A 16319-nucleotide genomic window follows, 5' to 3' on the forward strand; every position below is an offset into this window, starting at 1 on the left:
TCAGGTAACCTTGAACGCGCGCGTCATCGCGGTGACCGGGTGGTATTCGAGCACGGATGACCCATCATCGTAGAGTGTCTTGACCGCCAGCCCCAGGGAGGTGACCACGCCGCAGCTTTCCAGCCCGCCCCGCTCGATCAGGCCGAGATCCCCGCGCTGGGCCATCAAGGCCGGGCACTCCGGCAGATGGGCAGCCAGCGCCTCGCCAACAGTCGTAAACCCGTGTTTGGCAAACAGCTTGTAGCCGGCCTTCTCGGTCTTGTAGCGGCGAAGCTTCGGAGCCAGCTTCTTGCCCGTCACGGCCTCATGGGCTTCGACCGCCAGCATCCAGCAATCCGACACACCCCACTGGCCCGGAAGGTCGCGATGGCGCTCCACGATCGCCTTGAGGCATTTCTCCCAGCCGTCGATCCTCATGTCTTGCCCCACTTGATTTTCTGCCGCCCGGTCAGTGATGCGTGCTCGAAGAACCGATCCCCGGCCGCACGGCGCTGCTGATCCTCCTGAGACCGGATGCGGCCATTGGTCCGGCTGTAATCAATCGCCCGGCTCTCACTCTCGACTGTCATCAAAAATCCGGCATCAGGATCGTCATTGTGGATGATGGCGTTGATGTAGCCGCGCTCCATGATCACCGGATCGCCAAGCACCGCCCCGGTGTCGGGATGCCGGTGCAGGTCATAAATCGTCACCGGCCGGTCGCGGTAATCGTAATCCTCGATATTGAGCAACACATCAGGCGTGATGCCATTGTCCGGACTTTCCGACAGCCGCAGCACAAAGCCCGAGGCCGATGTGCCAGAGCCGCGTGAGAGGCTGGAGACCTCGATCAAGCCATCAAGCATCGCCTTGTAGGTGACCCCGCCATAAACATAATCCGACGACTGCCGGATGAAGCCAAAGGAGCCCTCACCCAGGTCAAACCGGATCATGCCCGCATAGCGAACCCGGCCCTCATCGAGAAGATCCAGCAGCACCGGCGGATAGCTGCGCATCAGATCACCTGCACAGCATCAAACGAGACGGGCGTCAGGTCGAAGGTCGAGGTAGATTCGAACGAACCGTTGACGATCTGCATCTTCACCTTTGGCCTGCGAAACACGACCGCTGCAGATGCTGTAAACACATCCTGCACCAGCGGCTCGACCGTGACTGAGATATTGCCGGAACCGTCTGCCGTGGCATCTTCGGCGACATCGAAATATCCGTACCGGCCGCCCTCGACCAAGCCAACGCGGTCACCGATCATCAGTTGAAATCCTGCCGGAACACCAGACGCATCGATCTGTCCCGGAGTCGCCAGGCTGGCAACAGTGCCCTCGCCATTCCACGTCGCGGCCAGAATTTCTGGAACACCATTCGGATAAGCCCTCGGCTCTGCCCTGGATATATCCCAGGCAAGGAAAAACCGGAGCCCGCCCCGCAAGGTGTGGTGCCACGCCTGCCATTGGTTGCGAACAGGATGCTCGAGCCGAGGCGTTTCCAGACGCATGGTCCAGACCGCCTCGCGGATTTGAGAGACCGTCCCGGCGAGCCCCTTTCCATGACGGGCAATGGACGTGCCGGGATCGAGCGAAAACGTGCTTTGCGAGGCAGAGATAAACGGAAGTTCGCGAACGGATGGAATCGCCATTACAGCACCCGCCGCTTCTGTGCGTTCTGCACTGTCGGGATGATCTGCGAGTTGGACTTCTGCACCGCAACATTGATGATTGCGCCGCTTGCGGTCTTGATCTGCTGATCAGCAATCGAAGCCATACGCCCGCTGTCATCTTGTAGGACGATTGTCACAACGTCGCGCGAGCTGCTGCCACCGCCCGTTGTTCGCGTATGGTCTATTACAGTTTCGTTGGGGTGCAGAAGAGCTGCGAACCCGCCCTTACCATCCAGCCCACCTGTTCTGGAACCAAAGCCTGTGTGCCCCCCACCATCGAATGACAGCAAGTTACCCAACCATCCGCCACCGGCAGTCCCCCCCCCAAAAATACCGCCGATCAGCGACTTGAACAGGGAGTTCGTCGCCATGCTGGCAAACTGGCTGAGCAAGTCACGCAGCACATCCTTCACCTTTTTCGACCCGTCGATAAGGCCCTGGAACGCACTGGAGAAAGTGGAAGCAAGCCTGTCGCCAATCCTCTCCATCACGCTGCCGGTCTTTTTGCCGGCCTCTTCGGCCTGCTTGAAGGCGTCCTGAGCCTGCAGCACGGCGCGGTTGTAGGTGTCCTGGCTGAGCTTCCCGGCCGCCAGCAACTCATTGAGCCGCGCGATCTGCGCTTGATATTGCTCAAGTGGCGTGCGCGTAGCCTCGAAGATGCGCGCAGCTTCCCTTTGCATATCCTTTATCTTTTGAGCCTCAGACTTCGCCGCCTCACCCACCTTGCCGAATGATCCAGCCGCCTCTTCGCCAAACCGGAGATAAGTCCCCATGCTGCTCGCGACTTGGCCATCGACACCCTCGATTTCAGCGCCGAGCCCGGCAAGACCGGCGGAGAGACTGTCCAGCCCCTCCCTCATGCTTTCCGGCAGCGCATTCATGATGTCCGTCGCTGTGCTCGACAACCATCCTGCCATGTCGTCAAACGTACCGGTCAGCTTTGCAATCACCGCAGCCGCCAGTGCGATGGCCGTGATCTTTGCCCGGGTTATTGTGGTAAAGGCGACCATTGCCAGGCCACTGACGCGAATAGCCCGCGCCAGCGAGATGAAGCCACCTGCCAATGACACCAGAAATGTGACAATCTTCGCCGCTACAAAAACCTTGAAGAGGTCATAAAGCGTGCCGAGATTATCGAAAACAACCGAAATACCGCGTGCCAACGCATTCATCGCCCAGGTGATTCCATCCGCGATCGAGGTAAGCTGACCGCCAGCCTGCGATGCGGCAACGAACCTGTCTGACAGATGAGTAAAGCCACCAATGACTCCGGCAAGAACCCGGTTCCACAATCCCGTCATGGAGCCGGACAGCCGTGCAATATTGTCATTGAATTGTTCTGCAGAGCGGGCTGTCTTTTCATCGAATACAAGGCCAAGGCGCTCCGCCTCATCCCCCATAGCCTTGAGCCCTTCACGGCCTGTGTTGAGCATCGGGATCAACTGAGCCCCGGATCGTCCGAATATGGCGATGGCCGCGTTCGTCTTCGCAACACCGTCCGGCATCTTGGAAAAACGATCAGCAATATCCTCGATTACCGAAGTTGACGACCTAAGCTTCCCATCCGAATCCTTGACCTTCACACCAAGCTGATGAAACGCCTTGGCAGCCTCGTTGGTTGCACCAGCCGCAGTCTGGCTGATCGCCTGAGAGGCCCGGCGAATACCCGTCTGCAAAGTTTCAAGCGATGCACCACTCATCTCGGCAGCGTGCGTAAGACGGCCAAGCTCATCAATGGGCATACCCAGAGACTGGCTGCTCTTCCAGGCATCGTCTGCCCGCTGCGCCGCACCACGAATGGCGAGAAAGGCCCCACTCGCTGCAGCGCTTATTGCAGCGAAAGCGACAGCAGCGTTCTTCGCAAAATTCTGGATGCCCGACTGACTTTTCTTCAGCCCATCGCTGAACTGGGCAGAATCCAGACCGAGATTCACGCGCAATGCGCCTATTACGCTAGAGCTCAATTGATATCTCCTGATGCAAAAACAGCCAAGACAGTCTCCATCATCCTGTTCGTGCGCGGAAATTGATCCTCACGCATCGCTAATGCAGTCTGTTGGCTTCACTTAAGTCACGGTCGCGGAGAGAATGACTCATCTTGTCTGCGCTGCTAGGCTATCTACCGGCGAGCGCACACAATCCAAAGATCGCAACCTTTTCAGGGGAACCCGACATGAAGAAGATCACGCTGTTAACTCTCGCCCTGTCCGCAGGATCGGCCTCCGCCGATCAACCAACCATCACTGACGCCTGCCAGAGGGCAGCCGAACACCACTGGAACGCCTCCGGTTCAATAGCTACAGACGTTCAGGCCTTCCCCGACCTGTCACCACCGCGCGTCCGGATGAGGATTGCAGTTGAACTGCCGAACCGGCCAAGCAGGGTTGCAGCGTTGCTGAGCGGTGAGAAACAACCATCAACCCACACCGTTGATCAAGGCGAGGTTGAATGCTCATTCTCGCATCCGACCGCACCGTTCGGCCTGTCTCAGTTTTGCCCACCGGAAGGCTGCTGGCTGATCTCCCCATCTCGCCTCGAAGAGCTTCAGGAACTCATGAGGCGTGATGGACTTTAACTACTTCGACCCCATCGATGACAAAGCTTCCGCCATACTGATTCCGCGCAAGCCCTTGACGGATGCCCGCAGCCGCATATCCAGAAACGATGCCGGCTCCGCCTTGCGGGGCGCGCCACCGACAAACTCGTCATAGGTCGGCGGATTTTTCTGCTGGGGCAGGAAGGCACCCTGCCAAACCAAACCACGCTCACGCCTGACCCGGGCAATCGCGCCGTTCAATTCGGTCTCGTAAAGCCGGGGCGTGATGTCCCAGAAGCGCGCAGGCGGCAGGCCGGCAGCGACATAGGTTTCGCACAGACTTGCGAAATCTAAGCCGCCGCCTTCCTCTTTTTTGCGCCGGGGCCATCCTTGCCCCCTTCCTTGACGTCGGGGAATGAGGACGTCAGCAACTCACCAAAGGCGTCGGCGTTTTCAGCAATCAGGTCATCGACCAGCCACCGATCAGCCTCATCCTCATGGTAGCGCTGCAGAGCTGCAATAAACACATCCTGGATCACCCGCAGGTTCGGCATCTTGCCGTCCTTGGGCGGCGCCAGGAGTTCGTCGAATTTGTCGCCGAATTTCTCTTGCAGATCGGCAAGCACTGACATCCCCAGATGAAGGCGGTATTCCTTGCCGCCCGCCTTCATCACTTTAACGCCTGCTGGATGAGCCATGATCAAGCCCCAATCACGTCAGCAGTCGGCGCCGATGTGGCGCTCGCATTGCCATCGCTGTTGGTGCCAGTCACAGCAACCCGGATCGGGTTTCCGACATTGGCGGTCACGACCGTGTAAGTCCTGTCAGTTGCACCGGAGATCGCGGCATAACCGGCACCGGTGTCCTCTTCCCAGGAATAGGTAAATGTTGGTGAGCCAGTCCATGATCCTTCAATCGCCGTGAGCACCTGCCCCTCCTGGGCAACCCCCGAGATCGATGGCAGCAACACATTGGCCGGGGCCGCAGTTGCGATGACACGAGCCATCACCTTCCAGGCGGCAGCCACCATCTGCTTTTCGCCAACCGATGACGAGGGCACATACTCGTTGAGATAGGCCTGAAACAGCCAGGTCGACCCACCATTCGGCGTGATCTCCAGAAGCACGATCTCACGCGACCCTGCCGAGGTCAGATCGGCAAGCTCCATCAACAGAAGATCTGTTGCGGATCCAGGCCAGTATTGCAGCTCCAGCGAATAATCCGCGACCGGCTTCAGGCCCGGTTTGGTCTCGCGGGTGCGTCCCGGCGATTGAAAATGAGTAACATCGATATCTTCGGGTGGCTGCGACGGAACACCGGCCGTCTCTCCACCCATGATCTGTGTCCAGGTCGGGCCGACCCCACGGCCCACCCGAACGACGGTGCCATAGCCGATATCGACCTGAGAAAGTGCTTCAGGCATGTTGCTTCTCCGTTGTGTACAAAAGCGCCTGCCCACGGCGCGATAGGGCTATGATCACGCTTCGCGAAACCAGACCATCAGATCAATTGACACGCGAAACAGATGATTGACCTCGCCGGCATCGGAGGCGGGAAGATCACGAATGCCGTCGACGAAGATTGCTCGCATCGCACCACTGCGATATCCACTCACAAGATCGACAATTGTTTTCGAGATATCGCGGGCCGAAGTGTAGGTATCCGCATAAATGTCGACCTGCACCCGTGTCTCCGGCAAGCCGTCATCCCCTTCAGACGTGTACCCGCGAACCTGACTGATCCGGTTGAAAACTATGAACGGCCGCGCAACTTCCTGCGGCGCCCTGCCCCAATAGCGCCGCCCGCCAGTAACACTTGCAAGTAGCGCGATGATTGCCTCTTCCATGGGTCAGCCTTTCGCCGCGAGCCGTGCAGCCTTGCGCGCCAGCCGCTTGGCGGCCTTCTCGATCTCGCTCCACATTTCCGTCCTGATGATACCAAGCGCCTGACCCTGCTTCTCGTCCCAGGCCGGACGCCCAGCCGGTTGCGGGCCATGGTTGACGTTGCCGAACTCCTGCTGATGCGGATGCGGCAACGGTCCGGCGCCGACGAACATTTCAACCGAAGCCTTGTCGTCGCGAAACATCTTGCGGTGCGCCGCCCTTTGCCGCTTGCTCAGCTTTGTGCTGACTGTAATCGAACTCCGGTAATCATCTCCGCTCGTGTTCGGATCGTCAGGCGCAAGCGACCGCCACCTGTCAGCAATCGGCTCACCAGCCTTCTTCAGCGTCCGCCGGATCACCGCCTTGCCGGTCGATTTCGGCAATTCGGACAATGCGACCTCAAGGTCGCGCAAGCCCTCGATCTTGACAGTGGTCTTCATCATTGACCTGTAGTATTTTGTATGAATGGAAAGTTTTCAAAGCGTAGTCATCGCTGTCATTGCCATCTCAATGGCACTCAGCTTTTCGGTCTTGTTCCTGATCGCCAGGCCAGATCATGTTGTCTGGCGTATCTGGCAACGGGCTAGAGGGCGGCAATTGCTGTTCTACAGCGATTACTCCGGGCGGAGCCTCAAACAGGTCAAAGCATCGAGAATGACATGGGTCATTGATAACAGCCCGTTCGAATGCTGGGGTTAATCAGTCCAGATCCCGCGCTACAGTAATCTCGAGATACCGGCGGCGCCCATCGGCAGTTTCCTTGATGCCGAAGATCGACCAGATACCCCCGTCATGATTGACGCGATCACTCGGCTTGATCGCTCTGGATTCAGAACTTGATCTCACCGTAAACCGGCTGGAGAGGGAAGCCCCCACCTGCCCGCCAGCCAGCTTCTCGCCGTCGCTGACATCCTTGCGCGCAGCCCATATCCTGGCATAGGCCGCCCAGGTCTTCACCGGCTCATTCAGCGCGTTGTAGGTCACCGTGGCCCGCTCGATGACGATGCGGCGGTCGAGCTTGCCAGCGCCAGCCATCAGACCCCTACCCGGCGATAAGGCGCAATCAGCGCATCAACCGCCAGCGGCAGCTCGCTCGCGATGGTGCCCGTCACAACACTCTCGCGATTTTCATACCAATTGCCGATCAGCAGAAGTATCGCGGTCTTGATGGCCGCAGGAACCGTCGATTGCGCCGGTATTGCCGGTATCTCGCCATCCGCCGGAACTTCCGGTGTCGTCGGGTACCCGGAAAGATAAGTGATACTCACAGAACCCGAGACAGACACTCCATCAAACTCAACGCGGGAACGCCCACCCGCATCAGTCTTGAGAGAATAGGAGCCACTGTCCACGATCGCCGGATCACCGTTCGCATCCGTATAGTCTACGCTGGTGATCGAAATGACCGGACCGAGCGGGAGGGACAGGCAGGAACTGAACGCATCGAAGTCCTGCCGCCATTCCTGTTCGACCAGGCTCCGGCCCAGAATGCCCGACCACCCGTCCAGATGATCCACCGCAGCACCCAGCAGTGATGTGATCAGCGTGTCGTCGTCGGCATGATCCACACGGAGATGCAGCTTCGCCTCGACAAGCGAGACGGGCAAACCCGCAGGAGGCGCAACAAGAACAGGACGGTGCATGGCATCCTCGATTGAGAGCGGCGGGGCGACCGAAGCAGCCCCGCTCAGTTTCGTGATAACCGCGGATTAACTACGCGACAGGCGCGTCGTAAGGCTCGCCACAGACAACCACAGCACCTGCGGCAATCGATGTCCCTGACTGCTTGGTGATCACCGCACGGACATATCGCCTGGAGCCCTTGTAGCCTTGCTTGTAGACCGAAGCTGCAGCCAGAGCAGCCGGAAGCGTGCCGAGAAGATCAGAAGCAGGAACATCGACAAAATCGCCGCCCGTGGTCGTGTCGCTGTGCTGGAGCTTCACGTCATAAAGACCAGCACCAACAATCGCACCGGTATTGATCACCAGCGTTGCGGAGTTGAAGTCTTGCAGATCCACAGCCGTACCATCGGCGGATGCGGCGACCACAGCAGGAGCCAGCGTGGCGCCAATGCCAACGCCCGAATAACCGTCCTTCATGGGACTATCCTTTCAGAGAATGGGAGAGTGCAGCGGGCGACCTAAGTCGCCCACCTTTGAGTCGGGGTGAATCGGCGGCGGGTTAGGAAGCCGCGACCTTGAGGAGTTTCATGGCCTCGAAGTTCACGATTCCGCCACCGACACGCTTTGTCGTATAGAACAGCACGTTGGGTTTGGCGGTGTACGGGTCACGCAGCACACGGATACCGGCGCGATCAACGATAAGGTAGGAGCGCTTGAAATCACCAAAGGCAATCGGGAACTTGCCAGCCCCGACAGCTTCCATGTTGTCGTCGTTGTGGACCGGCTTGCCAAGTATTGTCGCCACTTCCGCCGCACTGGTCGGCGGGGCCCAGACGAAGGCACCATCCGCATCCTTGAACTTGCGAACAGTGCTCATGGTCGCATCCGACATCAACCATGATGCGTTGTTCCGATACCCGGCCTTGAGCGCATAGTAGAGCTCAATCAGGCAATCCACCGGGCTGACAGTCGTCGAAGCCGCCTTGAAGTCGGCAGCCTCCTTCGTGGCGATATACCCCAGCTTGCCCCATGCATGGGAGGCGTTTGCCACCGTGTCATAAGCTAAGATCCCGCGCGGCTTGTTCACACCATCACCGGTTGCGAAGGCAGCACCTTCCTGTTCGGCAAACTCGATGCTGACTTCATCGGCAAGCCAGCCGGCGATGTCGATACGGCCATCATCCAACATGGACTGCGTTGCACCAGGCATTGCGTAGATTTCGCCGGTATTGATGGCGATCTCGCGCAGCGTCGGGGTGCCGGTTCCGGGCCGCGAATCTTCCTCGCCAACCCAACCCGATGTAGCGCCACCCATATTCACCAGCTTCTTGTAGGTGTTGGTCGAGATCGACATGGTTCGAGCCAGAGAGCGGATGGTCGACACAGTCCCAAGAACGCGATCGATGCCGGTTTCGGTTTCTTCCGGAACCAGATAACCGCCGTCCGGGTCCGACTGCGTGGTCAGCTTGGCCTTGACTTCAAGATCACGCAAACCGGCCTCGGCACCACGCCGGAAAAACTGGTTGAACGCCTGTGTGTGTTCTGCCTTCTCCGGCTCCGCGGTATTGCCGCCAGCTCCGCCGAGCTTGATTGCCGCGAGAGCTGCGTTGACTTCATCCAGGGATTTGCTCAGCGTGGTGATTTCCGCGTTGATACGATCAACCTTATCAGTCTGCACCACATCGGCAAACTTGGCGTTGATGCCCTCGAGCTCCTTGTTGCGCTCTTCCTTGAATGCCTCAAAAGTCGCGTTGAGCTGGTTGAGAATTTCGGTGGCGTTGCCAGAATCTGCGCGAACGGCGACCAAACCGCGGGCGCGGTTGTTCAGTGCGATGTTCATGATATTTCCTTTCAGGACCGCATTGTTGCAATGAGCCGCAGAAGTGCGGCGGGGTCGAGGTCAGCGTCGTGCGTGACCGGCGGGATAGCGTTTTGCGTATCCCCAATTGCTTCCTTGATCATCCTGCGCCGCTCGGAACGTGGCACACCAGATTGCGCAAGGATTGCATCCATTCGCCGTTTGGCCTGGATCTCAGGGCGGACAGATGCCGAAGCACCTCCGCCAGTTTCGTTTTCCATGAGATCGTCCGCAAATCCTTTTTCCATAGCGGACTTGGCGCTGAAGAAAGTCTCTGCATCCATGTATTCTTCGATCTGGGTCCGCTTCAATCCGGTTCGGACTTCGTAAATATCCATTTGTGCGCCGTCGATCTGCGCCAGCATTTCAGATGCCGCGACCAGATCGTTGCGGTTTCCCATCACCACACCCCACGAGTTATGGATCATGATGAAAGAGCCGAGACCCATTTTGATGTCGTCACCAGCCATCGCGATGTATGACGCCGCAGACGCTGCAATGCCCATGACTTCCACAGATACTTTCGCCTTGTGCGAGCGCAGCTCGTTGTAGATAGCAAACCCCTCAAACACATCCCCACCCGGAGAGTTGATTCGGACAGTTACGTCCTTTGGCCCGATCGCCCGCAGCGCTGCATTCATCCGCTTGACAGTGAACCCGCCACCGTACCAAGTGTCCTCACCGATTACGTCATAGATCGTGATGGTCGCCGGATCGTCATTCGCTGCTGCGCAAGGAGTCTCGACCCATCGCGCCAGCGCGTCAGACGGCACGTCCCATTGATAAGCCTTGGGCCGCTGAAATGCCTGGATCTCAGGCAGGTTTCTAAGACTCATCACCATCATCCTTTTTTGTGTCGGAAGTGCCAGCCGTGTTCGGCGGGTCGTAATATCGTCCACCCATACCGTCCGGCCGCGGGTTCATATCCTCAAGCGCTCGAACTTCGTCAGGGCAATAGACACCCCATTGCAAGCCTTTCACATAGGCTTCCCACCGGGTCTTCAGGTCGCCTTTTACCAGTGCAGCCCGGTTAAATCGGGCATACATTGTCAAATCATCATCAGCGATCAGATCGCGACCGATGGCTTCTTCCCAGGTCGTCAACCAGTCTTCGAGCGTATAGGCCACGAAGCCGAGGGATTTCTGTTCGAGACCCGTGCCCCAGTTGCTGTCCGATCCGGAGTTATCTCCCAGCATCGAGGGTGGAACGCCCATGAACATGGCAATGTCGACACGGCTGAACTCGCGGCTCTGGAGCCATTGCGCATCTTCCGCCGTCATGGCGAGCGGCTTAACATCCATCCCTTCCTCAAGGATGAGGGCTTTGCCTTCGCTTTCGCCGCCGGACCGATAATCATCCAGGCTGGTACGCAGAAACGCGAGCCCCTCCGGACCGAGCTTCCCCGGATGCGACAGCACGTTCGAAACACGCGCGCCGTTCCTGAACGTGGTCGCACCGTGATTTTCCATCGACAGCGCAAGACCGATGCTTTCGCGGGCATAGGTAATCGGAGACACACCGTGCACACCATCAAGCGTTAGCCCGACAAGATGAAAAACCTCGCTTTGCGGCAACCTGATCTTTCGCCCGTCCTTGCGAGTGTAGGTGTATTCAAGCTGCAGATCATCGTTCTGATTGCACTCGACCTGATCCGGATGCAGTGGCACCAGTTCCATGACCCTGCCAGCCGACCTGACAATCATCGCGTAGGCATTGCCGCGCAGAAGCAAATGCGCCTGCATCATCCGGCGAAACTGCGAGGGCGTTTGCCAGCGATTTGGCTTGCGGCGAAGCACAACGCCTAACGGGTGCTCCGATGCGTCTTCCCGCGTCCGCTCATCAACCCTAAGCTTGAGTTGCAGCGGCATATTGGCCACGGCACCGGAGATGATCCGAACTGACGCATAGACCGACGACACGTTCATCGCCTTGTTCGGCGTAACCGTCGCGCCTGATGCGGTGACCCCACCGGTCCGCAATGCCTCTTCAAGCTGCGCCGGCGTTGTGATGGCCACGCCACCACCAGCATCCTGATAGGACGCACTCGGATTGAGTGTCCGTGACGCCTTCGCCCCGAACCATCGCTGGAGTAGGTTCATCGAATTTCCTTAAAGCACCAGGGCGCCGCGGGTTTGATAGATTGAAGGCGATTCATCGCCCTTGTCGCGAAGCGCGATGCCGAGCGCATTGACCAGGGACGCGACACCGTCGATCCGTTGCGTCGATTTGTTCTTGGCTGGCTTGATATTTCCGGCTGCATCTTCCTCGACCGCAACGACCTTGGCATGCTGCCTCAGCACCGGATGGCCACCATGATGAAACCCATTGTCCAGCACCAGCCGCTCAAGTTCTGCCGAGGGCGCCGCCAGCGAGGCAAAGCCCTGACCGAACAGAACCACAGGCAAACCTTCCTGCTGCAACTCGATTGCCATCTGGGTTGCGTTCCATCGGTCGATTGCCAACCCGCCCTGGCCATCCTCCAGCTTCTGCGCGCCGGCATGTGCAATACTGAATTTCTCGCCATCATCCAGTATCTGCTTCTTGATGAAAGCGTAGTCGACCACATTGCCTGGCGTAGCCGTGATCGCACCCTCGTCCACCCACCTTTCATAAGGCAGTTTGTCACGCCGCCCGTGCTCTCTCAGAAGCCGTGATGGTTTGAAAAACCGGGAAAGAAGCGCCGGTTTTTCGAGACCGGGCTGGATCGGAAACCACCATGTTAGCGCCGAAATATCCTGCACTGCCGACAGGTCGAGCCCGCCAAAGCAGCGCTTTCCAGCGAGGTGATCTTCCAACTCCTTCCAACCGATCGGCCCTTGGCAATGATCCCATCCGAACGGGTTGCCATCATCATCTACCGCATCTATCGGCAACCAGATCGACGCCTGGTCGGTCCACATGTTGAGCTGGTAATTCTTGAACCCGTTAACCAGCCGCGGCAATTGCCGTGCGCGTTTGGCCGCGGCTTCCATGGCTGACAGCTTTTTCGAGATACCCAGATTGGGATTGGCTTTCGCCCAGACCTTCGGGTCGGTCCAGTCGTCGTCAGGATCAGCGGCATAGATCACAACCAGCGTTTCCGGGTCGTCAATGCTACCGTCACGTATAGCCTGGCATTCGTCCCAGACCTCTTCGCCGTAACCTCCCTTCTTGCCTGCTGTCGAGATCAGGAATTCCAGTGGCTGGCGCCGGGCCGAACTTGAATCATGAACGAAGCTGTAAAGCTCGCCATCCTGCCATTCGTGAATTTCGTCACCGATCAACCCTGAGGATGAAAGCCCGTGCTTGCCGCCTGACTTGCCAGACAGCGGCTTGAATGCCGCGTTGAGCTCCGGGCAATAGACCGATGTCTTGTAACCCTCCAGAACCTGCCCCAGCGTCGGCGACCGCTGCACCATCGCGATGGCCTTGGTGAAGCAGAGTTCCGCCTGATCCTTGTTGGTGGCAATCGAATAGACCTGACCGGCGGGCTCACCATCGCCGACCAGCATCAGGATGGCCATGCCGGCAGCCAGTTCGGTCTTGCCGTTTTTGCGTGGCACCCAGACAAACACCCGGCGGTAACGCCGCGTGCCGTCTGGTCGCTTCCAACCATACACCGGGCGAACGATGTCATGCTCTTGCCAGTCAGCCAGGTCGAATGGACGCCCGGCCCACTCACCTTCCGTCAGAACCAGATGGTCAGGGAAGAACCGCGCCGCCTTTTCAGCCGCCGCTTCATCAAACCAGAATTCACCGTCCGTCCAGACGCCCCGCTCCCCATCCCATTTGCAATGGACAGGCACCGCTTTCGGTCGGCGGCGCGGCCTTCCGGCCTTTGGTTGCCTCACCTGGACAGCCATGATTACTGCAGAAAGCCGATCGTCTTACCGTGCGTGGATGCCGGAACGCTGGGTTGGGTCGGCGATGCCGGCGCAGCAGGCATGGTCTGGCCCCGGAACAGATCATCCGCGCCGGGCGTCTTGGCCGCACGGGCAGCAAATATCCGCTGTCGTTCTGCCGGGTTGAGACCGAAGACCGATTCCGCCGAGACCAGTTGGCGCTCCAGACGGTCGGCGATCATGTAAGCCGGGTCCGCGCGCCTGACCGTGCCGGACGCTGTTTCGATTTCATAAATCTCGCCCATGTCATCAAGCCGGGTTTGCATGCTCAACCACCGCGCATAGTTGCGGCAGTAGCGTGCGAACGTGTCAGCATCGGTTTGCGTGAGCAGCTTCAGCGCCACCAGACGCGGCGCGATCTTCTTCCAGATCTTCAGGCCCGGCCCCTTGAGCCATGTCGGATGGGTGATACTGGACGCGACTGCACCGCCGGCCTCGACCGGATCACTGCCGATCTTGCGACGACCGGGATTTCCCTTCGCTGCTTTCACCGCCGCCGGTTCCGGCTTCGGTCCACGCCTTGACATTTTTGCACCTCACACCAGGCCAGCCGGCCACCGACAGCTGCCCTCAATAAAAAAATTATCCCGAAACTTGCGCCCACAAAAATTTGACTACCCCGCCGGTCTAGAAGCGAGAGGGTTGGGGACTTTTGACCACCCCCCCGGGTCTACGGCGGCGGGCCTGCTCACGCTGGCGCTCGCCATCGTGGTATTCCTTGCTCACAGTGCGGATGTTGTCGATATCCCAGAACAGATCCGGGTCGCCTTCAGGTTCCGTGATGTGGTCAGCAACCGGGCTGTTGCCCGTCGGATACTTTCCACCACACAGCACCCCGGTCACCTGGCACACGTAGAGATCACGAACATGAACCTTGACCTTGAGCTTCTGCCAACGCGCAGTCTTGTACCACCGGCGCTGCTCACGATCGTCACGCCGCTGGTCATAGACACGACGATTATCCTGCCGCGTCGGCATGTGCGCCGGACGGAAGGTCGGCGGCATCTCAGGCATGATGATATCCAGACATAGCTTGCGCACTGGCCTTGAGTCGATCAGCCCGGACAATGGGCGGTCTCAAGGCCGGGGCCGGAGGGTGAACTAGGTCAACCATCACGATCGTCAGTGATGGGCATCAGCGCGCCCCGGTCATCCCGGTTGCCTCCCCGCATCCACCGCAGGCCTTGGCCTGCTGTCGGTGGAGCGGTTCAGCTGGGTTGGATTCGCTAAACCTAAATCTTGAGCTGGTCAAGCCCCAGCTCAACCGGCGTGATCCGACCGAAGATATTCACCTCCACTTCCGCGCGGCCATGGCTGCGCATCACACGCCTGATCTTCGCCTCGAACGCGGCAAACGGACCATCCCTGACAATGGCCGACATCCCGGCCCGGATACGCGGCACCAGGCTTGCCACTTCCGGGCTTTTCACCTTGATCATCAAGGTGTTGATCTCACTGGCCGGGATCTTCGCCGGCACACCGTCAACCCCCAGATAGCCCGTCACACGACCTGCAATGCCAGCGCCGATCCATGCTTCTGCACAGTCGGGCAAACGCAGGAAAACATAACCTGTGAAGATCGGTCTTTCCACCGTCACCGCAGGGCGACCACGCTTCGCATTCCGCCGCTCACTGGCCATCGGACACCACACAGCAATCGATCTGGCCTTAAGTTCATCAGAGGCGATTCGCTCCTGGCCGACCGGCACACGGGCAATCACCCACTCAAGCCGCTCATCGTCGATGCGGCCGCACGCCGCCTTCATCAGCCGGTCAGCGCTGCCGGCTTCCAGCCCGCACCGGCGGATCTCATCATCAATCCGCGCACGCTGCTCTGTGGTCAACTCTCCCGGATTGACCTGCCTGCCGTTCAACCGCCTGCCCTTGAATGTGGAATTGTGCATCACGCCGTCGTCTCCTTTTGCGGTGTCGAAAGGGCCTCGAACGCGGCCAAACCTTCCGGCCCGCCGACCGGAAAATACATACCCTTCATGCCGTCATGGCGCGGCCACATCGGCCAGCAGCGAGCCTTGTATTCGGCTTCCCATGCCGCCCAGGCGTTGCAGCCTTCGGGCACGAATTCCATCTGGTCCTTGAGCGCATGCAGCCGTGGCGGCAGAATGACACCGCGCTTCATCGCGGCCATCTGGTGCAGCCCCGCCATCTCCGGCCAGGCGCGGCGCAGATCTCCGGCCAGCCACAACGGGCCATCCGGCGCATAGTCGCGGTGCTCTGGCCCCTTGAGCAGCACAAGGTGCAGATAGGCGGAGAACACCGGCCCCATCGACACCGCCCAGCCTTCGGGCTTGGCATGCTCGGCGGGCTTTGCGCCCTGCGCCGCCGCCTTCATCGCCCGCTGCAGCAGCTCCGGATCCAGCCCTTCCCACAACCGGTCGCGGAAGAACGTGCCCACCGGCACCGGCTTTTTGCGCCGCGTGGCGATGTCACGCAGATAGGCATCGCGCCAGCGTTCGGCATGCTGCCGGTCGGCTTCCGACAGCTTGGCAAACTGCCGCCCGATCCATCCCGGCGAGGATGTGTCCCAGTCCGGCCAGGGACCGGCGGCAAAGTCCCGTCCATTGCAAAAGCGCATGACCCGTTTCTGAAAATCAGCCGTTTCCGGCACTGTCGACGGATCAGGCTTGTCTGAAATTTCCTCTTCCTGCCCTTCCCCGTCCGCATCCGCGCTTGCGCGCTCTCTCTCTGTTACAGGTTCTATTACTGGTTCCCTTACAGGGTTAGAGTCCGAATTTCGGACACGGGATTGGCCTTTTTTCGGACACGGACCAGCCCCTTTTTCGGACACGGCTGCACTGCTTTTTCCATGTCCGATTTCCGGACACGGTTTTGCGGGTTCTTCACGTGTTTCAGCCATTTCAAATC

21 protein-coding genes are annotated in these 16319 nt (G+C 59.1%); 1 reads left to right on the forward strand and 20 read right to left on the reverse strand.

Annotated features, from left to right (window positions below; translation table 11 throughout):
* From PZ897_RS02030 to PZ897_RS02045, 4 genes are read right to left on the reverse strand one after another with little or no spacing between them, the layout of a single operon-like run.
* Window positions 1-417 (reverse strand): hypothetical protein, encoded by a 417-nt coding sequence (locus PZ897_RS02030; protein ID WP_275749372.1) that lies wholly within the window; start codon window positions 415-417, stop codon window positions 1-3.
* Window positions 414-995, reverse strand: a complete 582-nt coding sequence (locus PZ897_RS02035; RefSeq protein WP_275749374.1) for a DUF2163 domain-containing protein — start codon at window positions 993-995, stop codon at window positions 414-416. Before PZ897_RS02035 ends, PZ897_RS02030 begins: the two co-directional genes overlap by 4 nt.
* Window positions 995-1633, reverse strand: a complete 639-nt coding sequence (locus PZ897_RS02040; protein ID WP_275749376.1) for a hypothetical protein — start codon at window positions 1631-1633, stop codon at window positions 995-997. Before PZ897_RS02040 ends, PZ897_RS02035 begins: the two co-directional genes overlap by 1 nt.
* A complete protein-coding gene (locus tag PZ897_RS02045; RefSeq protein ID WP_275749378.1) occupies window positions 1633-3618 on the reverse strand; it encodes a phage tail tape measure protein in 1986 nt (661 codons plus the stop codon). The genes PZ897_RS02040 and PZ897_RS02045 overlap by 1 nt, the downstream gene beginning before the upstream one ends.
* A 209-nt stretch (window positions 3619-3827) precedes the next feature.
* Here PZ897_RS02045 and PZ897_RS02050 point away from each other — a divergent pair, with 209 nt between their 5' ends.
* Window positions 3828-4229, forward strand: a complete 402-nt coding sequence (locus PZ897_RS02050; RefSeq protein ID WP_275749380.1) for a hypothetical protein — start codon at window positions 3828-3830, stop codon at window positions 4227-4229.
* Here the strand turns inward: PZ897_RS02050 and PZ897_RS02055 are convergent, their stop codons facing one another.
* The 16 genes from PZ897_RS02055 to PZ897_RS02130 all read right to left on the reverse strand — a co-directional run bounded on the left by PZ897_RS02055 (window position 4230) and on the right by PZ897_RS02130 (window position 16029).
* A complete protein-coding gene (locus tag PZ897_RS02055) occupies window positions 4230-4451 on the reverse strand; it encodes a hypothetical protein (protein ID WP_275749382.1) in 222 nt (73 codons plus the stop codon).
* A gap of 89 nt (window positions 4452-4540) precedes the next feature.
* On the reverse strand, window positions 4541-4861 hold the full coding sequence (locus PZ897_RS02060) for a hypothetical protein (protein WP_275749384.1): 321 nt from the start codon (window positions 4859-4861) through the stop codon (window positions 4541-4543).
* A 29-nt stretch (window positions 4862-4890) separates the two neighbouring features.
* A complete protein-coding gene (locus PZ897_RS02065) occupies window positions 4891-5613 on the reverse strand; it encodes a phage tail tube protein (protein ID WP_275749386.1) in 723 nt (240 codons plus the stop codon).
* A 54-nt stretch (window positions 5614-5667) separates the two neighbouring features.
* Window positions 5668-6036, reverse strand: coding sequence for a DUF3168 domain-containing protein (locus tag PZ897_RS02070; RefSeq protein ID WP_275749387.1), 369 nt, complete (start codon window positions 6034-6036; stop codon window positions 5668-5670).
* Between the two features lie 3 nt (window positions 6037-6039).
* Window positions 6040-6516, reverse strand: coding sequence for an HK97 gp10 family phage protein (locus PZ897_RS02075; protein WP_275749389.1), 477 nt, complete (start codon window positions 6514-6516; stop codon window positions 6040-6042).
* A gap of 256 nt (window positions 6517-6772) precedes the next feature.
* Entirely contained in the window at window positions 6773-7108 is a 336-nt protein-coding gene (locus PZ897_RS02080; RefSeq protein ID WP_275749390.1) for a phage head closure protein, read from the reverse strand.
* The gene (locus PZ897_RS02085) at window positions 7108-7716 is read right to left on the reverse strand and encodes a head-tail connector protein (protein ID WP_275749392.1); all 609 of its coding nucleotides are present in this window, start codon (window positions 7714-7716) and stop codon (window positions 7108-7110) included. Before PZ897_RS02085 ends, PZ897_RS02080 begins: the two co-directional genes overlap by 1 nt.
* Window positions 7717-7786: 70 nt before the next feature.
* Window positions 7787-8173 (reverse strand): hypothetical protein, encoded by a 387-nt coding sequence (locus PZ897_RS02090; protein ID WP_275749395.1) that lies wholly within the window; start codon window positions 8171-8173, stop codon window positions 7787-7789.
* A gap of 82 nt (window positions 8174-8255) precedes the next feature.
* Window positions 8256-9536 carry a phage major capsid protein gene (locus tag PZ897_RS02095; protein WP_275749396.1) on the reverse strand — a complete coding sequence of 427 codons (1281 nt, stop codon included), beginning with the start codon at window positions 9534-9536 and terminating at the stop codon, window positions 8256-8258.
* 11 nt (window positions 9537-9547) lie between these two features.
* A complete protein-coding gene (locus PZ897_RS02100; RefSeq protein WP_275749397.1) occupies window positions 9548-10390 on the reverse strand; it encodes a head maturation protease, ClpP-related in 843 nt (280 codons plus the stop codon).
* The gene (locus PZ897_RS02105; protein ID WP_275749398.1) at window positions 10380-11654 is read right to left on the reverse strand and encodes a phage portal protein; all 1275 of its coding nucleotides are present in this window, start codon (window positions 11652-11654) and stop codon (window positions 10380-10382) included. The genes PZ897_RS02100 and PZ897_RS02105 overlap by 11 nt, the downstream gene beginning before the upstream one ends.
* A gap of 9 nt (window positions 11655-11663) precedes the next feature.
* A complete protein-coding gene (locus PZ897_RS02110) occupies window positions 11664-13397 on the reverse strand; it encodes a terminase TerL endonuclease subunit (RefSeq protein ID WP_275749400.1) in 1734 nt (577 codons plus the stop codon).
* A gap of 2 nt (window positions 13398-13399) precedes the next feature.
* Window positions 13400-13927, reverse strand: coding sequence for a phage terminase small subunit P27 family (locus PZ897_RS02115; RefSeq protein ID WP_275749402.1), 528 nt, complete (start codon window positions 13925-13927; stop codon window positions 13400-13402).
* Window positions 13928-14063: 136 nt separating this feature from the next.
* A complete protein-coding gene (locus PZ897_RS02120; protein ID WP_275749404.1) occupies window positions 14064-14450 on the reverse strand; it encodes an HNH endonuclease in 387 nt (128 codons plus the stop codon).
* Between the two features lie 218 nt (window positions 14451-14668).
* Complete coding sequence (locus PZ897_RS02125; protein WP_275749406.1) at window positions 14669-15340, reverse strand: transcription termination/antitermination protein NusG; 672 nt, start codon at window positions 15338-15340, stop codon at window positions 14669-14671.
* A complete protein-coding gene (locus PZ897_RS02130) occupies window positions 15340-16029 on the reverse strand; it encodes a hypothetical protein (protein ID WP_275749408.1) in 690 nt (229 codons plus the stop codon). The genes PZ897_RS02125 and PZ897_RS02130 overlap by 1 nt, the downstream gene beginning before the upstream one ends.
* Window positions 16030-16319: the final 290 nt, after the last annotated feature.

It is taken from the genome of Hoeflea sp. YIM 152468, assembly GCF_029210485.1.
In the GTDB taxonomy this organism is placed as follows: Bacteria; Pseudomonadota; Alphaproteobacteria; order Rhizobiales; family Rhizobiaceae; genus Hoeflea.